Source organism: Pseudoduganella danionis, from assembly GCF_009720775.1.
GTDB classification, from domain to species: domain Bacteria; phylum Pseudomonadota; class Gammaproteobacteria; order Burkholderiales; family Burkholderiaceae_D; genus Rugamonas; species Rugamonas danionis.
Map to the genome: position 1 here is coordinate 1 of NZ_WNKW01000010.1, position 19183 is coordinate 19183.

The 19183-nt window shown below is 60.7% G+C and carries 15 protein-coding genes; 10 read left to right on the top strand and 5 right to left on the bottom strand.

Annotated elements, in window-relative coordinates; translation table 11 throughout:
- The 4 genes from GM655_RS21140 to rpsL form a co-directional block, all read right to left on the bottom strand.
- On the bottom strand, nt 1-349 hold a 349-nt coding region (locus tag GM655_RS21140; protein ID WP_196308821.1), incomplete at its 3' end, for a GTP-binding protein.
- 71 nt (nt 350-420) lie between these two features.
- Nucleotides 421-2526 carry an elongation factor G gene (gene fusA / locus GM655_RS21145; protein ID WP_155436654.1) on the bottom strand — a complete coding sequence of 702 codons (2106 nt, stop codon included), beginning with the start codon at nt 2524-2526 and terminating at the stop codon, nt 421-423.
- Nucleotides 2527-2637: 111 nt separating this feature from the next.
- Nucleotides 2638-3108 carry a 30S ribosomal protein S7 gene (gene rpsG / locus GM655_RS21150; protein WP_155436655.1) on the bottom strand — a complete coding sequence of 157 codons (471 nt, stop codon included), beginning with the start codon at nt 3106-3108 and terminating at the stop codon, nt 2638-2640.
- Between the two features lie 154 nt (nt 3109-3262).
- The gene (rpsL, locus tag GM655_RS21155) at nt 3263-3646 is read right to left on the bottom strand and encodes a 30S ribosomal protein S12 (RefSeq protein WP_008444270.1); all 384 of its coding nucleotides are present in this window, start codon (nt 3644-3646) and stop codon (nt 3263-3265) included.
- A gap of 270 nt (nt 3647-3916) precedes the next feature.
- Here rpsL and GM655_RS21160 point away from each other — a divergent pair, with 270 nt between their 5' ends.
- The 10 genes from GM655_RS21160 (at nt 3917) to GM655_RS21205 (ending at nt 17669) form a co-directional block, all read left to right on the top strand.
- Complete coding sequence (locus tag GM655_RS21160; RefSeq protein ID WP_155436656.1) at nt 3917-5878, top strand: phosphoethanolamine transferase; 1962 nt, start codon at nt 3917-3919, stop codon at nt 5876-5878.
- Nucleotides 5879-6087: 209 nt separating this feature from the next.
- Entirely contained in the window at nt 6088-7356 is a 1269-nt protein-coding gene (locus GM655_RS21165) for an efflux RND transporter periplasmic adaptor subunit (protein WP_155436657.1), read from the top strand.
- 16 nt (nt 7357-7372) lie between these two features.
- Nucleotides 7373-8083 carry an ABC transporter ATP-binding protein gene (locus GM655_RS21170; RefSeq protein ID WP_155436658.1) on the top strand — a complete coding sequence of 237 codons (711 nt, stop codon included), beginning with the start codon at nt 7373-7375 and terminating at the stop codon, nt 8081-8083.
- A 10-nt stretch (nt 8084-8093) separates the two neighbouring features.
- A complete protein-coding gene (locus tag GM655_RS21175) occupies nt 8094-9410 on the top strand; it encodes an ABC transporter permease (protein WP_155436659.1) in 1317 nt (438 codons plus the stop codon).
- A 44-nt stretch (nt 9411-9454) separates the two neighbouring features.
- Nucleotides 9455-10690: an ABC transporter permease gene (locus GM655_RS21180; protein WP_155436660.1), complete on the top strand. Its 1236-nt coding sequence runs from the start codon at nt 9455-9457 to the stop codon at nt 10688-10690.
- 66 nt (nt 10691-10756) lie between these two features.
- Nucleotides 10757-12091 carry a sigma-54-dependent transcriptional regulator gene (locus GM655_RS21185; protein WP_155436661.1) on the top strand — a complete coding sequence of 445 codons (1335 nt, stop codon included), beginning with the start codon at nt 10757-10759 and terminating at the stop codon, nt 12089-12091.
- Nucleotides 12092-12120: 29 nt separating this feature from the next.
- On the top strand, nt 12121-13458 hold the full coding sequence (locus tag GM655_RS21190) for a sensor histidine kinase (RefSeq protein ID WP_229632682.1): 1338 nt from the start codon (nt 12121-12123) through the stop codon (nt 13456-13458).
- Nucleotides 13459-13672: 214 nt separating this feature from the next.
- Entirely contained in the window at nt 13673-14167 is a 495-nt protein-coding gene (locus tag GM655_RS21195; RefSeq protein WP_229632683.1) for an FxDxF family PEP-CTERM protein, read from the top strand.
- 64 nt (nt 14168-14231) lie between these two features.
- The gene (locus GM655_RS21200) at nt 14232-14999 is read left to right on the top strand and encodes a spermine/spermidine synthase domain-containing protein (protein ID WP_155436663.1); all 768 of its coding nucleotides are present in this window, start codon (nt 14232-14234) and stop codon (nt 14997-14999) included.
- A 249-nt stretch (nt 15000-15248) separates the two neighbouring features.
- A complete protein-coding gene (locus GM655_RS21205; protein ID WP_155436664.1) occupies nt 15249-17669 on the top strand; it encodes a TonB-dependent receptor plug domain-containing protein in 2421 nt (806 codons plus the stop codon).
- Here the strand turns inward: GM655_RS21205 and pdxR are convergent.
- Nucleotides 17666-19144, bottom strand: coding sequence for a MocR-like pyridoxine biosynthesis transcription factor PdxR (gene pdxR / locus GM655_RS21210; RefSeq protein WP_155436665.1), 1479 nt, complete (start codon nt 19142-19144; stop codon nt 17666-17668). The genes GM655_RS21205 and pdxR overlap by 4 nt on opposite strands.
- Between the last annotated feature and the right edge of the window lie 39 nt (nt 19145-19183).

The following is a 19183-nucleotide window of genomic DNA, read 5'->3' on the forward strand; positions in this document are numbered from 1 at the left end:
GGGTCTGTGGCATTGGGCCGTCAGCTGCGGAGCAAACCAGGATTGCGCCGTCCATCTGAGCAGCACCGGTAATCATGTTTTTGATGTAGTCGGCGTGGCCTGGGCAGTCAACGTGAGCGTAGTGACGACCCGAGGTTTCGTACTCAACGTGAGCGGTGTTAATGGTAATACCACGTGCTTTCTCTTCTGGAGCAGCGTCGATCTGGTCGTAAGCTTTTGCTTCGCCGCCGAATTTCTTCGACAGAACGGTAGCGATAGCTGCGGTCAGGGTGGTTTTGCCGTGGTCAACGTGACCGATGGTGCCGACGTTAACGTGCGGCTTGGTCCGTTCGAATTTCTCTTTTGCCATTTCAATCTTCCTTAGATCAAAGTTTTAAAGTTGCAGGCGGGGATCATCCCGCCCGCAAAAAATATAAAAAATTACTTGGCTTTCGCGGTAACGATAGCGTCGATAACGTGCTTAGGCGCTTCCGAGTAGTGCTTGAATTCCATCGTGTAGGTAGCGCGACCTTGCGTTGCGGAACGCAGGGTGGTCGAGTAACCGAACATTTCCGACAGAGGCACTTCAGCTTTGATGATCTTGCCACCGCCGCCTGGGATCTCGTCCATACCTTGCACCATACCACGACGGGACGACAGGTCGCCCATCACGGTACCAGCGTAGTCTTCTGGCGTTTCCACTTCCACAGCCATCATCGGCTCCAGAATCACTGGGTTAGCTTTGCGGCAGCCGTCTTTGAAGGCCATCGAAGCAGCCATCTGGAACGCGTTTTCGTTCGAGTCCACATCGTGGTACGAACCGAAGAACAGCGTTACTTTAACGTCAACCACTGGGTAGCCAGCCAGAACACCGGTGTTCAGCGTGCCACGTACACCCTTCTCAACTGCAGGGATGTATTCACGTGGAACGGTACCGCCTTTGATGGCGTCCACGAACTCGAAGCCCTTACCTGGTTCTTGCGGTTCGATCTTCAGAACCACGTGACCGTACTGACCACGACCACCGGACTGCTTAACGAACTTACCTTCGGACTCTTCGCAAGTCTTACGGATGGTTTCGCGGTAAGCAACTTGTGGCTTGCCGACGGTCGCTTCAACGCCGAATTCGCGCTTCATACGGTCAACGATAATTTCCAGGTGCAGCTCGCCCATACCACCGATAATGGTCTGGCCCGATTCTTCATCGGTCTTCACGCGGAACGAAGGATCTTCCTGAGCCAGACGGTTCAGTGCCAGACCCATTTTTTCCTGGTCAGCCTTGGTTTTTGGTTCCACAGCCTGTTGAATCACTGGCTCTGGGAAGACCATTTTTTCCAGGGTGATGATCGATGCTGGATCGCACAGGGTTTCACCGGTGGTCACGTCTTTCAGACCCACTGCAGCAGCGATGTCGCCGGCGCGCACTTCTTTGATCTCTTCGCGCTGGTTAGCGTGCATCTGCAGAATACGGCCCAGACGTTCTTTACGGCCTTTTACCGAGTTGTACACGGTGTCGCCAGCATTGATCACGCCCGAGTACACGCGGAAGAAGGCCAGCTGGCCAACGAACGGGTCGGTCATGATCTTGAAGGCCAGTGCCGAGAATTTCTCGTCGTCAGCCGCTTTACGGCTGGCTGGCTCTTCGTGCTCGTCGGTACCGGTCACAGCAGCGATGTCCACTGGCGATGGCAGGTATTCGATCACAGCGTCCAGCATAGCCTGTACGCCTTTGTTTTTGAACGCGGTACCGCACATCATCGGCACGATTTCCGACGCGATAGTACGATCGCGCAGTGCTTTCTTGATTTCGGCTTCGGACAGGTCGCCCTCTTCCAGGTACTTGTTCATCAGGTCTTCGCTGGCTTCAGCAGCCGCTTCAACCATTTTTTCGCGCCATTCAGCGGCCGAATCAGCCAGCTCGGCAGGAATGTCGACGTAGTCGAACTTCATACCCTGGGTTGCGTCGTCCCAGATGATGGCTTTCATCTTGACCAGGTCGATCACGCCTTTGAAGTTTTCTTCAGCGCCGATAGGGATCTGGATCAGAACTGGGTTGGCTTTCAGACGAGCGCGCATCTGATCGTAAACTTTGAAGAAGTTGGCACCGGTACGGTCCATCTTGTTTACGAAGGCCAGACGTGGCACTTTGTACTTGTTAGCCTGACGCCATACGGTTTCCGACTGAGGCTGTACGCCACCGACTGCGCAGTAAACCATGCATGCGCCGTCCAGAACACGCATCGAACGTTCCACCTCGATGGTGAAGTCCACGTGGCCTGGGGTGTCGATGATGTTGATGTGGTGCTCAGGGAAGTTGTTAGCCATACCTTTCCAGAAGCAGGTGGTCGCTGCCGAGGTAATGGTAATGCCGCGCTCTTGCTCCTGTTCCATCCAGTCCATGGTGGCGGCGCCATCGTGAACTTCACCGATCTTGTGGTTCACGCCCGTGTAGAACAGAACGCGCTCGGTGGTGGTGGTCTTACCTGCATCGATGTGAGCGGAGATACCGATGTTGCGGTAGCGCTCGATGGGGGTCTTGCGGGCCATAATTATTCCTAAATCTTTGAATGGACAAAACCGAGCCACTTCAAATTACAAAGTGTGCCCGGCCTCGAACAACAGATAACAGCCAGTTTCCGAAAAAACCGGCCGATTTGATTAGAAGCGGAAGTGCGAGAACGCCTTGTTCGCTTCTGCCATACGGTGCACTTCATCACGCTTTTTCATCGCACCGCCGCGGCCTTCAGCCGCTTCCATCAGCTCACCGCCGAGGCGTTGTGGCATGGATTTTTCGCTACGCTTGTTAGCGGCTTCACGCAGCCAGCGCATGGACAGAGCCATACGACGTACTGGGCGCACTTCAACCGGCACTTGGTAGTTAGCACCACCAACGCGACGGGATTTAACTTCAACCAGTGGCTTGGCGTTGTTCAGGGCGGTAGCGAAAACTTCCAGTGGATCTTTACCGGTTTTCGCTGCGATGTGCTCGAAGGCACCGTAGATGATGTTTTCTGCGACCGATTTTTTACCGGACAGCATCAGAACGTTCACGAATTTCGCGACATCCGTGTTGCCGAATTTTGGATCCGGCAGAATTTCGCGCTTGGGTACTTCACGACGACGTGGCATATCAATTCCTTTCAATCTTCAGTTGAGGTGCGCAGATATGGGATTCGCACTCTCGCGGAGGACCATCATAGCCATCCACTTACTCGACCAAATGCGGTCGATTACATTCACTAAGTGAGCTGCCACAAAGCGAAAACTGTCTACTACTGAGCGATTACTTCTTCGCTTGTTTAGCGCGCTTGGTACCGTATTTCGAGCGAGCTTGTTTACGGTCTTTAACGCCCTGGGTATCCAGTGCACCGCGAACCATGTGGTAACGCACACCTGGCAAGTCTTTTACACGACCGCCGCGCAGCAGAACAACGCTGTGCTCTTGCAGGTTGTGGCCTTCACCGCCGATGTACGAAATCACTTCGAAACCGTTGGTCAGACGCACTTTAGCGACTTTACGCAAAGCCGAGTTAGGCTTCTTAGGAGTGGTGGTGTACACACGGGTGCAAACACCACGTTTTTGCGGGCTGTTTTCCAGCGCCGGCGATTTGCTTTTCACGGTCAGAGCGACGCGTGGATTGCGAATCAGTTGATTGATGGTTGGCATCGTTTAAACCCAACAAAATTACAACAGTTAATAACCCGGACCGGAGTCCGGCGACTAAAACTTCGTCCCGATTTGCTGCCACAGCGCAGGCGCCAAAAGCCACTCACGAAGAGTAGCCAAAAATAGCGTATACGATGCGCAGACTAAATTGAGAACTCGCGAGTATAGACCTGACCGGTGGCGCAGTCAATCAATTTCGCGGCAGAATGCGGGCTGGCAGGCCGTGGCCAGACTAGCAAGAAGGTGGCCAAACACCGGATAATACCGGCCATGATACTGCTTTCCGCCCCACGCTCGCTGCTGCGCCCTGCTCCCCTGTTCGTCCTGTTCAGCTACGCCCTGCTGACGCTGGTACCCCTGCTACCACTGGTACTAGGCGGCAGCGCCACCGAACTGCCCCAGACCATGGTCGTGGCCGGCCTGCTCTGGCTTGCCGTATGGGCAATATTGCAGCGTCCGGCATGGTTTCACTGGCTGCTACTGCCAGCGTTTCTAGCCCTGCCGACGGAAGTGTATCTATACAAATACTATGGCCAGGGCATTTCCACCCACCATCTGGGCATCATTGCCGAAACCAGCCCCAAGGAAGCGATGGAGTTTCTGGGTAATAAAGTCTGGCTGATGGGTGGCCTGATGCTGGCTGTGCTGGGCTGGTGGCTGGCCGTGCAACTGGCAGCGCGGCGCTGCCCGCAACTGGCATGGCGCGGCCTAAGCCGCTGGATCGTCCTGGCGCTGCTGGCCCTGCTGGCCGGCTGGCAGTGGTACGGCTGGGAATTCGGCGTCAAAGGCAAGCCCGTGCCGCGTAGTGCACCGCCGGCCGGCGCCTATCGGCCACTGGCGGCCAGCGCTTCTGCCGCCGCCTCCGGTTCGGCTTCGGCCTCGGCTTCGGCCTTGGCCTCGGTCAGCGCCGACAGCGCCAGCGACGCGGAGGATGAGGACGACGAGGACGATGAAGCCGCCGGCAGCGCCGTCGCCGGCGCCCACCAGACCCGATTGCACCTTGCCGCCCTGCCGTGGTGGCTAGGCTCGCCCTTCAATCTCTCGCACGTGGCGGCCTCGTGGCCGTTCGGCCTGAGCGTGCGCGGCGTGGACTTCTACAAGGAACGCAGCTATCTGGCCGATCTGGGCCAGCGCAGCCGCAACTTCCGCTTCAGCGCCCACCAGCGCCAAAGCGATAACACGCCGGAAGTCGTCATCATGGTGATAGGCGAATCCTCGCGCTACGACCGCTGGGGCATCAACGGCTATCAGCGCGACACCACCCCGCTGCTCAGTAAAGAGCCCAACCTCGTCACGCTGGCCGATGTGATCACCTCCGTCTCCGCTACTCGTTTGTCCGTGCCCATCATGATTTCCCGTAAGCCGGCCACGCAAAGCCTGCGCGAGGGCTTCTCGGAAAAATCCTTCATCACGGCCTACCGCGAAGCCGGCTTCAAGACCTGGTGGCTGTCCAACCAGATCGCCTTCGGTAAATTCGATACGCCTGTTTCCGTGTTCGCCAAAGAGGCCGACGTAGTGCAGTTCATGAATCTGGGCGGCTACACCAAGCATTCGAACTACGATCAGGTGCTGCTGGAACCGCTGCAGCACGCCATGGCCGACCCGTCGCCGAAAAAACTCATCGTGCTGCACACGCTGGGCAATCACTGGAACTACAGCCAGCGCTACCCGCAGCAGTACGACCGCTGGCAGCCCTCGCTGTATGGGGTGGATAACCCCGTCTACACGGATCTGAAGATCAAGACCCGCTTGAACAACAGCTACGACAACTCCATCCTCTACACCGACTGGTTCCTGTCGCAGGTGATAGGCCAGCTCAAAGGCGGGCCACGCCGCAGCGCCATGCTGTACGTGGCCGACCATGGTCAGACCCTGTACGACGACCGCTGCAATCTGGCCTTCCACGGCCACAACACCCAGTACGAATTCCATGTGCCGGCCATGCTGTGGTATTCCGACCAGTACCGCAGCGACTATCCGGACAAGGTGGCGCAGCTGATCGCGCACCGCAAGAACAAGCTGGCCACGGAAAACGTGTTCCACACCCTGCTCGATCTGGCCGACATTGCCTATCCCGACGAGAAGCTGGAATGGAGCTTCCTCAGTCCGCAACTGAAGGCGCACAAGCGCTACGTCGACAGCTACGGCTGGAGCAATTACGACAACGCCAGCTTCCGTGGTGATTGCCGCGAAGTCATCGACAAGGGCAAGCCGCTAAAGCAGGAGAAATAATTCCTGTGCGTCAGCGGGAATAGCTGACGCAACAGTTTTTTTGAGCGGACTTTTTCCTCGCTTGCGACTAGCTGGTCCGCAACACTGTCAGCGGACAGGCCGGACGTGCGCGGACAGCGGACGTCAGCAGCAAAGCCATTACAAATCAATAACTTACAATATGGCACGGTTTCTGCATAAAGAGTCGCAACTCTTACTCAGACGCTGCCATGATCCGCGATACTTCACAACAGGACACCGTACTCACCGCACCGGCCGGCCAGCGCCGCCGCCGTTTGCTGCTCATCGCTGCCGGCGCCGTGCTGCTACTGGGCGCCGCCTATGCCGTGCTGCATAGCTGGCGCGGTAGCAGCCACTCCGTCAGCATGGCGCGCCTGCGCATCGCCGAAGTGGGGCGCGGCACGCTGGTGCGCGATGCCGCCGTCAATGGCCGCATCGTTGCCGCCGTCAGCCCTACCCTGTATGCGGCTGCACCGGCCACCGTCACGCTCAAGGTGGCCGCTGGCGATACGGTGAAAAAAGGCGATGTGCTGGCCCTGCTGGAATCGCCCGACCTCAGCGATGCGCTCAAGCGCGAACAATCAAGCTATCTGCAACTGGAAGCGGAAGTGGCGCGCCAGCAGATTCTGGCACGCCAGCAGAAGCTGCTGGCGCGGCGCGATGCCGATACGGCGGAAATCGAACGGCTGTCGGCCCAGCGCACTCTGGAGCGCTACAACGCCGTCTCCAACGAAGGCATTATCGCCAAGATCGAATACCAGAAAGCCAAGGATGCGCTGAATTCGGCCGAAATCCGCGCCCGCCACGCGGCGCAGGCGGCCGAACTGGAAAGCGATAACGTGGCGCTGGCGCTGCAGACCAAGCGCAATGAGCTGGACCGCCAGCGTCTGTCGCTGGCCAACGCCCAGCGCCGCGTCGACGAACTGACCGTGCGCGCGCCCGTCGATGGCTTCATCGGCACGCTGTCAGTGGCCAACCGCAGCGTGGTGCCGGTCCACGCGCCGCTGATGACGCTGGTCGATCTGTCACGCCTCGAAGTCGAACTGGAAGTGCCGGAAACCTATGTCGCCGATCTGGGACTGGGCATGCATGCCGAGGTGGATTTCGGCGCCGGCCGTGCCACCGGCAAGCTGTCGGCATTGTCGCCTGAAGTGGTGAAAAATCAGGTGTTGGCACGGGTGCGCTTCGAGAAGGAACAGCCGGCTGGCCTGCGCCAGAACCAGCGCGTCAGCGCCCGCCTGCTGATCGACGAACGGGCCAACACGCTGATGTTGGCGCGCGGTCCTTTCGTCGAATCGGAAGGCGGCCGCTATGCCTACGTGGTACGCGACGGCATCGCCATCCGCACGCCCGTCAAGCTGGGCGCCACCAGCATCAGCAACGTCGAAATTCTCAGCGGCCTGCAAGCGGGCGACAAAGTCGTCATTGCCGGTACCGAAACCTTCGAGAACGCCGCGCGCGTCTCGATCAATCCATAACCTCACGAGGCCTGCCATGCTGCGCATGAAAAACCTGAGCAAAGTCTACCGCACCCACATGATCGAAACCCATGCCCTGCGCGGCTTCGAGATCAACGTCCAGCAGGGCGAGTTCGTCACCGTGACGGGACCTTCCGGTTCCGGCAAGACCAGCTTCCTCAACATCGCCGGCCTGCTGGAAGAATTCACCGATGGCGAGTACATCCTCGACGGCATCAACGTCAAAGGCATGGACGACAATGCCCGCTCGCGCCTGCGCAACGAGAAGCTGGGTTTCATCTTCCAGGGTTTTAACCTGATCCCCGATCTGTCGCTGTTCGATAACGTCGACGTGCCGCTGCGCTACCGTGGCTTCAATGCGGCCGAACGCAAGGAGCGCATCGAGGATGCACTGGCCAAGGTGGGCCTGGGTTCGCGCATGAAGCACTATCCGGCCGAACTGTCGGGCGGCCAGCAGCAGCGCGTGGCGATCGCCCGTGCACTGGCTGGCTCGCCCAAGCTGCTGCTGGCCGACGAACCGACCGGCAATCTGGATACCCAGATGGCGCGCGGCGTGATGGAGCTGCTGGAAGAGATCAATGCGCAGGGCACCACCATCCTGATGGTGACGCACGATCCGGAACTGGCCGTACGCTCGCAGCGCAATGTGCACATCATCGACGGCCAGGTGGCCGATCTGGTGCGCAAGGCGCCCACGCTGGTCCAGCCACACACCCATACGGCATAAGGAGCCTCGCATGTTCCAGTACTACTTCATGCTCGGCCTGCGCAGCCTGCGCCGCAATCCGGCCCTGACCGCGCTGATGGTGCTGACGCTGGCCGTGGGCGTGGCCGCCAGCATCGCCACCCTGACCATCCTGCACGTGATGTCGGGCGACCCGATACCGCACAAGAGCGACCGTCTGCTGGTGCCGGTGATCGACAACGGCCCGCTGGCCGGTTACACGCCAGGCGAAGAACCGAATGATCGCCAGCTCAGCTACCGCGATGCCAACAACCTGCTGGCCAACAAAGTGGCCGAACGCAGCACGGCGCTGTACGGCATCAGCGTGGCGGTGGAGCCGGCACGCAAGGAACTGCCCCTGTTCAATGCACGTGGCCTGGCTCCCACCAGTGATTTCTTCAATATGTTCGACGTGCCGTTCCGCTACGGTGCCGGCTGGAGTCCGGCCGAAGACAAGGCAGCGGCCGACGTGGTGGTGCTGAGCCGCCAGTTGGCCGAGAAGCTGTATGGCGATAGCGATCCGGTCGGCCAGCGCCTGCGCATCAACAGCCAGCAGTATCAGGTCGTGGGTGTGCTCGATAAATGGAATGTGGTACCACGTTTCCACCGCATCATCGGCACGCCCGATGGCGCCTTCAGCGACGAAGACGAGCTGTATGTGCCGTTCGCCACCAGCGTGCGCCATGAAATGCAGCGCAACGGCAATTCCAGCTGCAGCAGCGATATCGCCCCCGGCTATCAGGCCTACCTCGATTCGGAATGCACGTGGATACAGTTCTGGTTCGAGCTGCGCAGTGCTCGTGAACGGGGCGCGCTGCAGGACTATCTGAACAGCTATGCCACCGAACAGCGCAAGCTGGGACGCCTGCAGCGGCAGGCACCCAACAAGCTGTATGACGTGCGCGAATGGCTCGATTACATGAAAGTGGTCGGCAACGATAGCAAGCTGTCGGCCTGGCTGGCGTTCGGCTTCCTGATTCTGTGTCTGGTCAATACCGTCGGCCTGCTGCTGGCCAAGTTCTCCGTGCGCGCGGCCGAAGTGGGCATACGCCGTGCGCTGGGCGCCTCGCGGCGCGAAATCTTCCAGCAATTCCTGATCGAAACCACCGTGATCGGAATGGCCGGCGGTCTGCTCGGCCTGCTGCTGGCGTTCGGCGCGCTGGCACTGATCGCCATGCAGTCGAAAGCACTGACGGTGGTGGCGCATATGGACTGGCTGATGCTGCTACTGACCTTTGCCCTGTCCGTACTGTCGGCCGTGCTGGCCGGTCTGCTGCCGACCTGGCGCGCCTGCCAGACCACGCCCGCTCTGCAACTGAAGTCCCAGTAATGCACACAGCGCTGTGATACCTCCGCTTTAAGGAACCCTGCATCATGAACTTGCACCCCATACTGTCTGCCCTGCTACGCAACAAGACCGGTCCGCTGCTGGTGGCCATACAGGTTGCGCTCAGTCTGGCCATCCTCGCCAACGCCCTGCACATCGTGCAAGTGCGTCAGGCCGTAGCCAGCCGCCCCAGCGGCCTCGCCAGCGAAGCTGATGTCTTCTCGATCAAAGTGCGCCACCTCGAGCCGCGCAGCCATCAGGCCCAGCTCGACGAACAGCGTCGTGAGACGGCAGCACTGCGCGCCGTGGCCGGCGTGCAGTCGGTGGCCTACACCACCCAGATGCCGCTGTCGCGCTCGGGCAACTACACCAGCGTGTCGCTGGACCGCAAACAGGTCACCTCGAGTGCTGCGGTCACGACCTACTATTCGCCCGATTCGCTGATCTACACCTGGGGACTGCAACTGGTCGAAGGACGCGATTTCCAGCCTAGCGAAGTGCCCGAAGTCGACACCAACACCAGCAAGGACTTTCCCCACAGTGTGATCATCACCCGCTCGCTGGGACAGAAACTGTGGCCCAACGCCAGCAACTATCTGGGCAACACGATTTACTACGGGGTCGGCCCCAACACTTCGGAATTACGCGTAGTAGGCGTGGTGGCGCGCTTGCAGACACCAGGTGCCGCCAATGCCGAAGGCGCTGAATTCTCGATGCTGCTTCCCGTCCGCCTGACCGGCGATGATGCATCCACCTACACGGTGCGCACGGAACCGGGCCAGCGCGAACGGGTCATGCAGGAAAGCGAAGCGGCGCTGCGCAAATCTTCCGTTCTGCCTGTCATCACCCGCCTGCAGGCCGTCAGCGAACTGCGGCGCGACCGTTATCGCGCCGATCAGGCGCTGGCGTGGATGCTGGTCACCGTCAGCGTGTTGCTGTTGCTGATCACGGCCAGCGGCATCGTCGGCATGGCCAGCCTGTGGGTCACCCAGCGCCGCAAGCAAATCGGCGTGCGGCGTGCGCTCGGTGCGCGCCGCAGCGATATCCTGCGCTACTTCATCACGGAGAACCTGCTGATCACCAGCGCCGGTGTGGTGGCCGGCGTGCTGCTGGCCTTGGCGCTGAATCAGCTACTGGTCAGCCAACTGGAAATGCCGCGCCTGCCGGCCGGCTATCTGCTGGCCGGTGCAGCGCTGTTATGGACGCTCGGTGTAGCTGCCGTGTACGGGCCGGCCTGGCGCGCTGCCAGCATTTCGCCGGCCACCGCCACGCGCAGCACCTAACCTAGTACCTGGACCTTGTGCTGCGGGCGTGCCCCGCACGCAGCACGACAATGATATGCTTGCAACATGCCTACCGTTTTAATCATCGACGACAACGCTGCCGTCGCCATTGCACTGGAAGTGCTGTTCTCGCTGCACGAGATCGAAGCGCTGCGCGCCGCCACGCCGGAAGAAGGGCTGGCCCTGCTGGCACGTCATCCGGTCGATCTGGTGATACAGGATATGAACTTCAGTGCCGACACCACCTCGGGCGAGGAAGGCACGGCGCTGTTCCGTGCCATCCGCGCACGCCATCCCGATCTCCCCGTGATCCTGCTGACGGCATGGACCCATCTGGATGCGGCGGTGGAACTGGTCAAGGCTGGCGCCGCCGACTATCTGGCCAAGCCGTGGGATGACCACCGCCTGATCGCTACCGTCAACAACCTGATCGATCTGGGCCGCACCAAACGCGCGCTGCAACAGCGCCTGCAGAGTGAGCAGCGCCAGCGCCACGCACTCGAAAGCGAATACGATCTGCGCGGCATGGTGTGGCAGGACCCGGCCACGGAACGGGTGATTCATCTAGCCTGCCAAGTGGCGCGGGCCGATGTGCCGGTGCTGATCAACGGCCCGAATGGCACGGGCAAGGAAGGCATCGCCGCCATCATTCAGGCCAATTCCAGCGTGCGCAACGGCCCCTTCGTGGTGCTCAACTGTGGCGCCCTGCCGTCCGAGCTGATCGAAGCAGAACTGTTCGGCGCCGAAGCCGGCGCCTACACGGGTGCATCGCGCGCACGCGAAGGCAAATTCGAAGCGGCCGATGGTGGCACCTTGTTCCTCGATGAAATCGGCAACCTGCCGCTGGCCGGCCAGATGAAGCTGCTGCGGGTGCTGGAGACGGGGCGTTTCGAACGGCTAGGCTCCAACCGCGAACGGCAGGTCAAAGTGCGGGTGATCAGCGCCACCAATGCCGACCTGCCCGCCATGATACGGGCCGGCAGCTTCCGCGAAGACCTGTTCTATCGCCTCAACGTGATCGAACTCAAGTTGCCGCCACTGGCCGCCCGTCCGGCCGACATCCTGCCGCTGGCACGCCATTTCCTCGGTGCGCAAGCCCGCCCGCTACATGCTTCCGCGCAGGCAGCGCTGCTGGCGCACAACTGGCCCGGCAATGTACGCGAACTCAAAAACGTGATGGCCCGCGCGGGCCTGCTGGCCAGCGGTGACAGCATCAAAGTGGCCGATCTGGGCTTGCCCGCTGCCGGCAACGAAGACGCTGTGCGCGAGCCGGACCGCGATGCCATCGGTCTGGCACTGAGCCGCGCCGGTGGCGTGGTGGCGCAGGCAGCTGCCGATCTGGGGCTGTCTCGTCAGGCGCTGTATCGCCGCATGGAGCGGCTCGGCATCGCCCGTCCCTGATGCCGCGCCCAAGCCCGCGCCGTCCACCCATGCGGCTCTCGCTGCTGACGCGCTGGACGGCCATGATCGCCACCCTGCTCACGCTGGGCATGCTGATCGCACTGGCTCTGCTGCACTACCTGCCGGACCAGCCCTGGTTGGTACTGGCCATCTGCCTGCTGTGCGTACTCCCGATAGGCATCATCACCATCCGCGCCCAGCTAGAAACCATGCTGTCGCTATTCCGCGCGCTGAGCGGCACTGTCACCAGCTACCGCGATGGCGATTTTTCCTTCAGCCTGCACTGGCCACAGAACGATGAACTCAGCGATCTGGTCGCGGCCCACAATGCACTCGGCGATGTGCTGCGTCAGCAGCGGCTCGATCTGGTACAGCGCGAACTGCTGCTCGACACCATGGTGCAGAACACTCCCGTCGCCATGCTGCTGCATAACGATAGCGGCACCATCGTGTACGCGAATATCGCGGCGCGCCAGCTGCTGCACCAGGGCCACAAGCTGGAAGGCCACAAGCTCGCCACCATACTCGCGCAAGCCACGCCGGCACTGCGCGAAGCACTCGATCGTGGTGGTGACGGACTATTCACCAGCAGTGGCGCCGATCCTGCAGCCGAAGCCGAAGACGAAGAAGTGTTCCATCTGGCGCGCCGGCGCTTCCACCTGAACGGACGCCAGCACGAACTGCTGCTGCTGCGCCAGCTCACCATGGAACTGCGCCGGCAGGAAGTGCAGACCTGGAAAAAGGTCATCCGCGTCATCAGCCACGAGCTGAATAACTCGCTGGCGCCGCTCACGTCGCTGGCCCATTCGGGCGCCGAACTGGTGCGGCGCGGCCAGACCGAACGGCTGCCGCAAATTCTCGCCACCATCGAGGAACGTACGCGCCATCTGGAAAACTTCATTCTCGGCTATGCACGCTTTGCCAAGCTGCCGGCACCGCGCGTGACAGCCCACAACTGGGCGGAGTTTCTGGCCCAGCTAGGGGAGCTGGTGGAATTCAAGTTGCTGGGCACGCCACCGGCCGAGCCGGCCAGTTTCGATACCGCCCAGTTGCAGCAAGCTTTGCTCAACCTGATCAAGAACGCTCACGAGTCTGGCTCACCGGCCAACGCCGTCACGCTGGAAGTGCGGCCACTGCCGGGTGCCGTGCGCATTGATGTGCACGACCGTGGCCCTGGCATGAGCGAAACCGTGCTGGCGAATGCGCTGGTGCCGTTCTATTCGACCAAGCGCAGCGGCACCGGCCTGGGCCTGGCGCTCGCGCGCGAAATCGCCGAAGCCCATGGCGGACGCATTCTGCTCGCCAACCGCGCTGGCGGTGGTCTGAGCGTCACTCTATTCCTGCCAGTGTCTGCAACGCACCACTAAAGACTCAACTAAGCGCGTGGTTTTCCGTGATATTTTGCACAATGGAAATTGTATTTGGGAAAATGTTTCTGATTTAGCCCCTGTAGTAGTACAAAACTATTAGCTCTGCTATCTCCATAAAAAAATAGCGAATTGACATGCAAAAAGGACAGGCGTAACTTGGTTTCGCAGTCAATGTTTTCTTTTTTCACATGTCTCACTACGCGGGGATCACATGAAATTAAAATCACTCTTGGCAGCCAGCTTGCTGGCTGTAGCTAGTACTGGTGCATATGCAAACGACTATGCACCAGCCGTCGTCGCCATGACGGGCGGCCCAACCGACTGGTCCATTTCGTTCGGGACTAGCCACACGGATGGTCTGAACTTCACTGACACCTATCAGTTCAGCTATTCGGGCGCGCCTGGTTCAGCCACTGTAGCGATCTTCAACCTTGCCTCGCCCACCGGTGATCTGGACTTTTCCTGGGCCGATATCAATGGCACGCCACTGCTCATATCCAATACCGGCGCGTTTTCCGTCTCTGCGATTTTCGCCACGCCAGTGTCCGGTCTGATTACGCTGACCATCAAGGGTAGCGATACGGGTGTTGCCAGCTATGCCGGTACGCTCGACATCAAGACGCCAGTACCAGAGCCTGCCACCTACGGCATGATGCTGGGCGGTCTGGCCCTGCTCGGTGTAGTGGCACGACGCCGCAAAGGCTAATCCCCCAAAGACGCTACGGCGTCTTTTTTTACGTCCCCGCCATGCCGGCTGCTACACTGCCGGCATGAAACTCTCTGCCAAAACCCGCTACGACGCTCCCGGCCATCCGCCAGCCACCATCACCGAATTTCAAGGCGTACGCAGCCTGCATCTGGGCACCTCATGGGTGCAAGGTGCCATGCGCATCGCCAAGCCCGACCAAATCGAACTCGAGTACGTCCAGATGATGATGATGTGGCTGCTGTTCAATCCCCAGCCGCGTCAGGTGGTGCAACTGGGTCTGGGCAGCGCCGCCCTGACCAAATTCTGCTACCGCCGCCTGCCCGATACCCGTGTCACCGCCATCGAACTCAACCCGAACGTGATCGCCATGTGCGAAGCCCAGTTCGCGCTGCCGCCCAATGACGAGCGCCTGCAGGTCAGGGAGATGAATGCCATGGACTTCGTGCTCGATACGGCCAACCACGGCAAGGTGGATATTCTGCAGGTCGACCTGTATGACGAAGAAGCGCGCGGCCCCGTGCTCGATAGTCCGGAGTTCTATCAGGCCTGCTACGACTGCCTGAGCGAAGACGGCATGATGACCACCAATGTGTTCGGCGACTTCTCCAACTACGACAAGAATCTGCAGGCCATGGAACAGGTGTTCGATGCCGTCGTCTGGTTACCGGAAGTACATGACGCCAACATCATCGTGATTGCGTTCAAGCGCGCGCCCGTACTCGATTTCAGCGTGCTGTACGAGCGGGCCGGAGCCATCAAGAAAGCCTATAACCTGCCCGCCAAATCATGGGTGAACGGGCTCAAAGGCTGGATGCTAGATCAACATTGAGGCAGGCACCAAGACGGCGCAGCGCAGGTTGATCTGTGGTGGATTTGCACCATTTTTTCGCAAAAAATGCAGAATGCATCGAACATAATACGGCACGCACCAATTTAAATCACTAAAAATTGCCAGATGTGCAGAATCCGCAACAAATTGGGGCATCCACAATTGCGGCGGTGCAAAAACAACCGTTAGTATTTTTCTCTGCCCTGCGCCAGTTACGCGCCCGCAGGTCCCAACTAGAAAGAGATAACGATGAAAAGAGCACCGCAATTCCAACGCACGCTGCTGGCGGCCGCCGTTCTGGCCCTGTCCGCCGGCTACGCCAGCGCCGAAGGCAATGACGCCCCGGCCGAACAAACCGTAGTGGTACTGGGCTCGCGCTCGGTGGCCAAAACGGCCCTCGATACGGCCGCCCCGGTGGGCCTGATCGGCCTGAAAGATATGCAGACGGCCGGCCCGCTGGAGCTGGGCAAGCTGCTGCAGACGCTGGACCCATCCTTCAACTTCTCCAGCACCTTCATCAGCGACGGTACCGATTCGATCCGTCCGGCCACGCTGCGTTCGCTGGGCCCTGATCAGGTGCTGGTACTGGTGAACGGCAAGCGCCGCCACCAGCAAGCCCTGCTCAATGTGCAGCAGACCATCGGTCGCGGTTCGGCCGGTACCGACATCAACGCGATTCCGCTGGGCGCGATCCACCACATCGAAGTGCTGCGCGACGGTGCGGCCGCACAATATGGCTCCGATGCGATCGCCGGCGTGATCAATATCGTGCTGAAGTCGCAGGTCAATGAAACCCAGGTCAGCGGCAGCGTCGGCACCACCTCGGAAGGCGACGGCGATCTGTACTCGGCCAGCGCGAATACCGGCTTTGCACTGGGCCAGGATGGCGGCTTCCTCAACCTGACGGCAGAAGCGCGCAAACGTGGCGAAACCAACCGCGCGGGTGTCGATTCGCTGCGCGTCAACCCGCCGCGCGTGACCCAACATATCGGCGACAGCAATACCAAGGACGGCTACCTGTGGTGGAACGGCGCCCTGCCGATCGACAAGGCCAGCGAGTTCTACGCCTTCGGCGGCGTCTCCAAACGCAAGAGCGATTCCTTCGGCTTCTTCCGTTCGGCCGGCGACGACCGCACCGTGGCTTCGGTATCGCCTAACGGCTACCTGCCAGCCATCCACACCACCATCAAGGACGCTTCGTTCGCCTTCGGCTACCGCCGCGATCTGGCCAACGACTGGAAGGCCGACATCAGCATCAACTACGGCGCCAGCGAACTGGCCTTCCATGAATCGGACAGTCTGAACGTCAGCTACTGGTACGAGAAAAAAGCCGATGGCAGCATCTACGGCGAATCGCCACGCGAAGCCGATACGGGCACGCTGAAATTCAACCAGACCACCTTCAACGCCGACATCAAAGGGCCGGTGCAACTGGGCGGCGCCAGCATCTTCCTGGCCACCGGCTTCGAATACCGCGCCGACAACTACCAGATCGTCGCCGGTGATCCGGTGTCCTACCAGTATGGCCGTACCAACAACCCGGCCATCGTGATCAAGACGCCTAGCGGCGCTACCGCAGCTTCCGGCATCCAGGGCTTCCCTGGCTACACGCCAGCGACGGCAGTCGATTCGGGTCGCCACAACATTGCCCTGTTCCTCGACGCTGAACACAAGCCTGTCAACGAACTGACGCTGGGCGGCGCTGTGCGCTACGAAAAATACTCGGACTTCGGCAGCACCGTCACCGGCAAGCTGAGCGCCCGCTTCGACCCGACCAAGCAATTCGGTCTGCGCGGCAGCCTGTCCACCGGCTTCCGTGCACCGAGCGTGCAGCAGGAGTTCTACAGCTCCGTCTCCACCAACCTGAATAATGGCGTGCTGACGGAAACCCTGACCGCACGTCAGGGCAGCGCGGTGACCAAGGCGTTCGGCATCGCTCCGCTGAAAGAAGAAACCTCGACCAACGGCAGCATCGGCATGGTGCTGCGTCCGGCCAGCAATATGTCGCTGACGGCTGACCTGTACGAGATCAAGATCAAGGACCGCATCGTGTTCTCGAGCGAGATCGCACCGGAAGCCAACGGCGGCCCGATTGCCAACATCCTCAAACCGCTGGGCGTAGGCCAGGCACAGTTCTTCACCAACGCGGTCGATACCCGTACCCGTGGTCTGGACATCGTGGCCGAGCACACTTCCAAGTTTGCCGCGTCCACGCTGGTGCTGTCCGGCCAGTTGGGCTTCAACAAGACGGAAGTCACCAAGCGCCACTCCACTTCGTCCGTGCTGACCGGTGCACAGTTGTTCGACCAGTCGCAAGTGACGCTGATCGAGCACGGTCAGCCACGCAAGCACCATGTGGTCGCAGCTGACTACACGGCCGGCCAGTGGAACCTGAACACGCGCGCCAACTACTACGGCGAAGTCCAAGCTGAGAACTTCAGCCCGCTGCAGAAATGGGATGCGCGCTGGCTGGTGGATGCTTCGGTGCGTTATGCCTACACCAAGCGCACCTTCTTCAGCGTGGGCGTGAACAATCTGTTCAACCAGACTCCGTCCGACTGGACCAACGGTGGTGTATTCCCGAAACTGGGCTTCACCAAGTGCTGGGAAACCTGCCCTATCGGCGTGAACGGCCGCTCGATGTACCTGCGCGCGGACACTGCCTTCTAAGCACCCGCAGTTGATATGGGAAGCACAACTGGCAGCACTGCTGCCAGTTGCTTCACCAGTAGCTCCATCTGCTCGGCTGGCACCTGTGCATAGCCGAGCATCAATCCCTGCAGGGCCAGACTCCCCTGCGTCGCCTTGGCGCTCAATGGTTCCGCCACCATGCCCTGCTCCAGCAGGCGCTGGCTGATCGCCACATCACTCCAGTTCTGATCCCTAAAACACAACACCAGATGCATGCCGGCAGACACGCCATGCAGCGTGACGTGCTGGCCCAGATGGCGCTGTAGCGCCGCCACCAGCGCATCGCGCCGCTGACGGTAGAGGCGCCGCATACGCCGCACATGGCGCGCAAACTGTCCGCTGCGCAGAAACTCGGCCAGCGCCAGCTGTTCGCCCACGCGCCCGCGTGCAGACGACTGCGCACGCATCTGCGCAAAGGCCGGTGCCAGTATGGCCGGCACCACTACAAAGCCTATGCGTAGCGCGGGAAACATGGTCTTGCTGAAGGTGCCCAGATACACCACGGGCGCATCATCGGCCAGCCCCTGCATGGCCGACAGCGGCGCCCCATCATGACGGAATTCGCTGTCGTAATCGTCTTCGATAATCAGCGCCCCGGCATGGCGCGCCGCTTCGATCAGCGCTATGCGGCGGCTCAGACTCAGCACACTACCCAGCGGGTACTGGTGCGACGGAGTGGTGTAGATCAGCCGCGGCGGACGTAGCAACCAGTCATCCGGCTGCGGTGCTATGCCCTCCTCGTCCACCTCAATGCCGGCCACATTCAGGCTGGCGCCACGCGCCGCAGCGAGCGCGCCAGCATAGCCGGGATGCTCGATCCAGATGGTATCGCCCACATCGGCCAGCGCACGTAGGCACATATCGAGGCTGCTCTGGGTACCATCGGTGATGAATACCTGCGCCGCATCGCACACCACGCCGCGCGCGGCGCGTAGGTGTTCGGCCACCGCCACCCGCAGCGGCCACTCGCCAGCCGCATCGCCATAGTTAAGCTGGGCCGGCGTCAGACTGCGCCACGCGCGTTCCAGCATACGGCGCCACAGCGCCAGCGGGAAGTGATCGAGGGCCGGCACGCCGGGCACAAAGGCACCGGCCAGGTGCACGGCCGTAGGCGGCGTACGCAGATTGCACACGCGCTGCGCCAGTCCGGCCTGTACGGCAGGTGGCACCACATGCGCACTGGCCGCCTGCAGCGGCACCGTAGCTACCACTGTGCCGCGCCGGTCGCTATGCACATAGCCCTCACTGGCTAGCTGCTCGTAGGCATACAGCACAGTATTGCGCGCCACCTGCAATTCCTCGGCCAGCGCGCGCGAAGGTGCCAGCAGCGTTCCCGCTGTCAGCCTGCCCTGCCGGATTGCGCTGCGCAGGCACTCATGCAGCAGGCGCTGACGCGACCAGCCATGCTGCGCGTGCTGCGCGATGTAGGCGTTGAAAAGCAGGGAATAATCCATCGTGGCTCCAAAAAATAACACAGTTCTGGATCTTTTTAA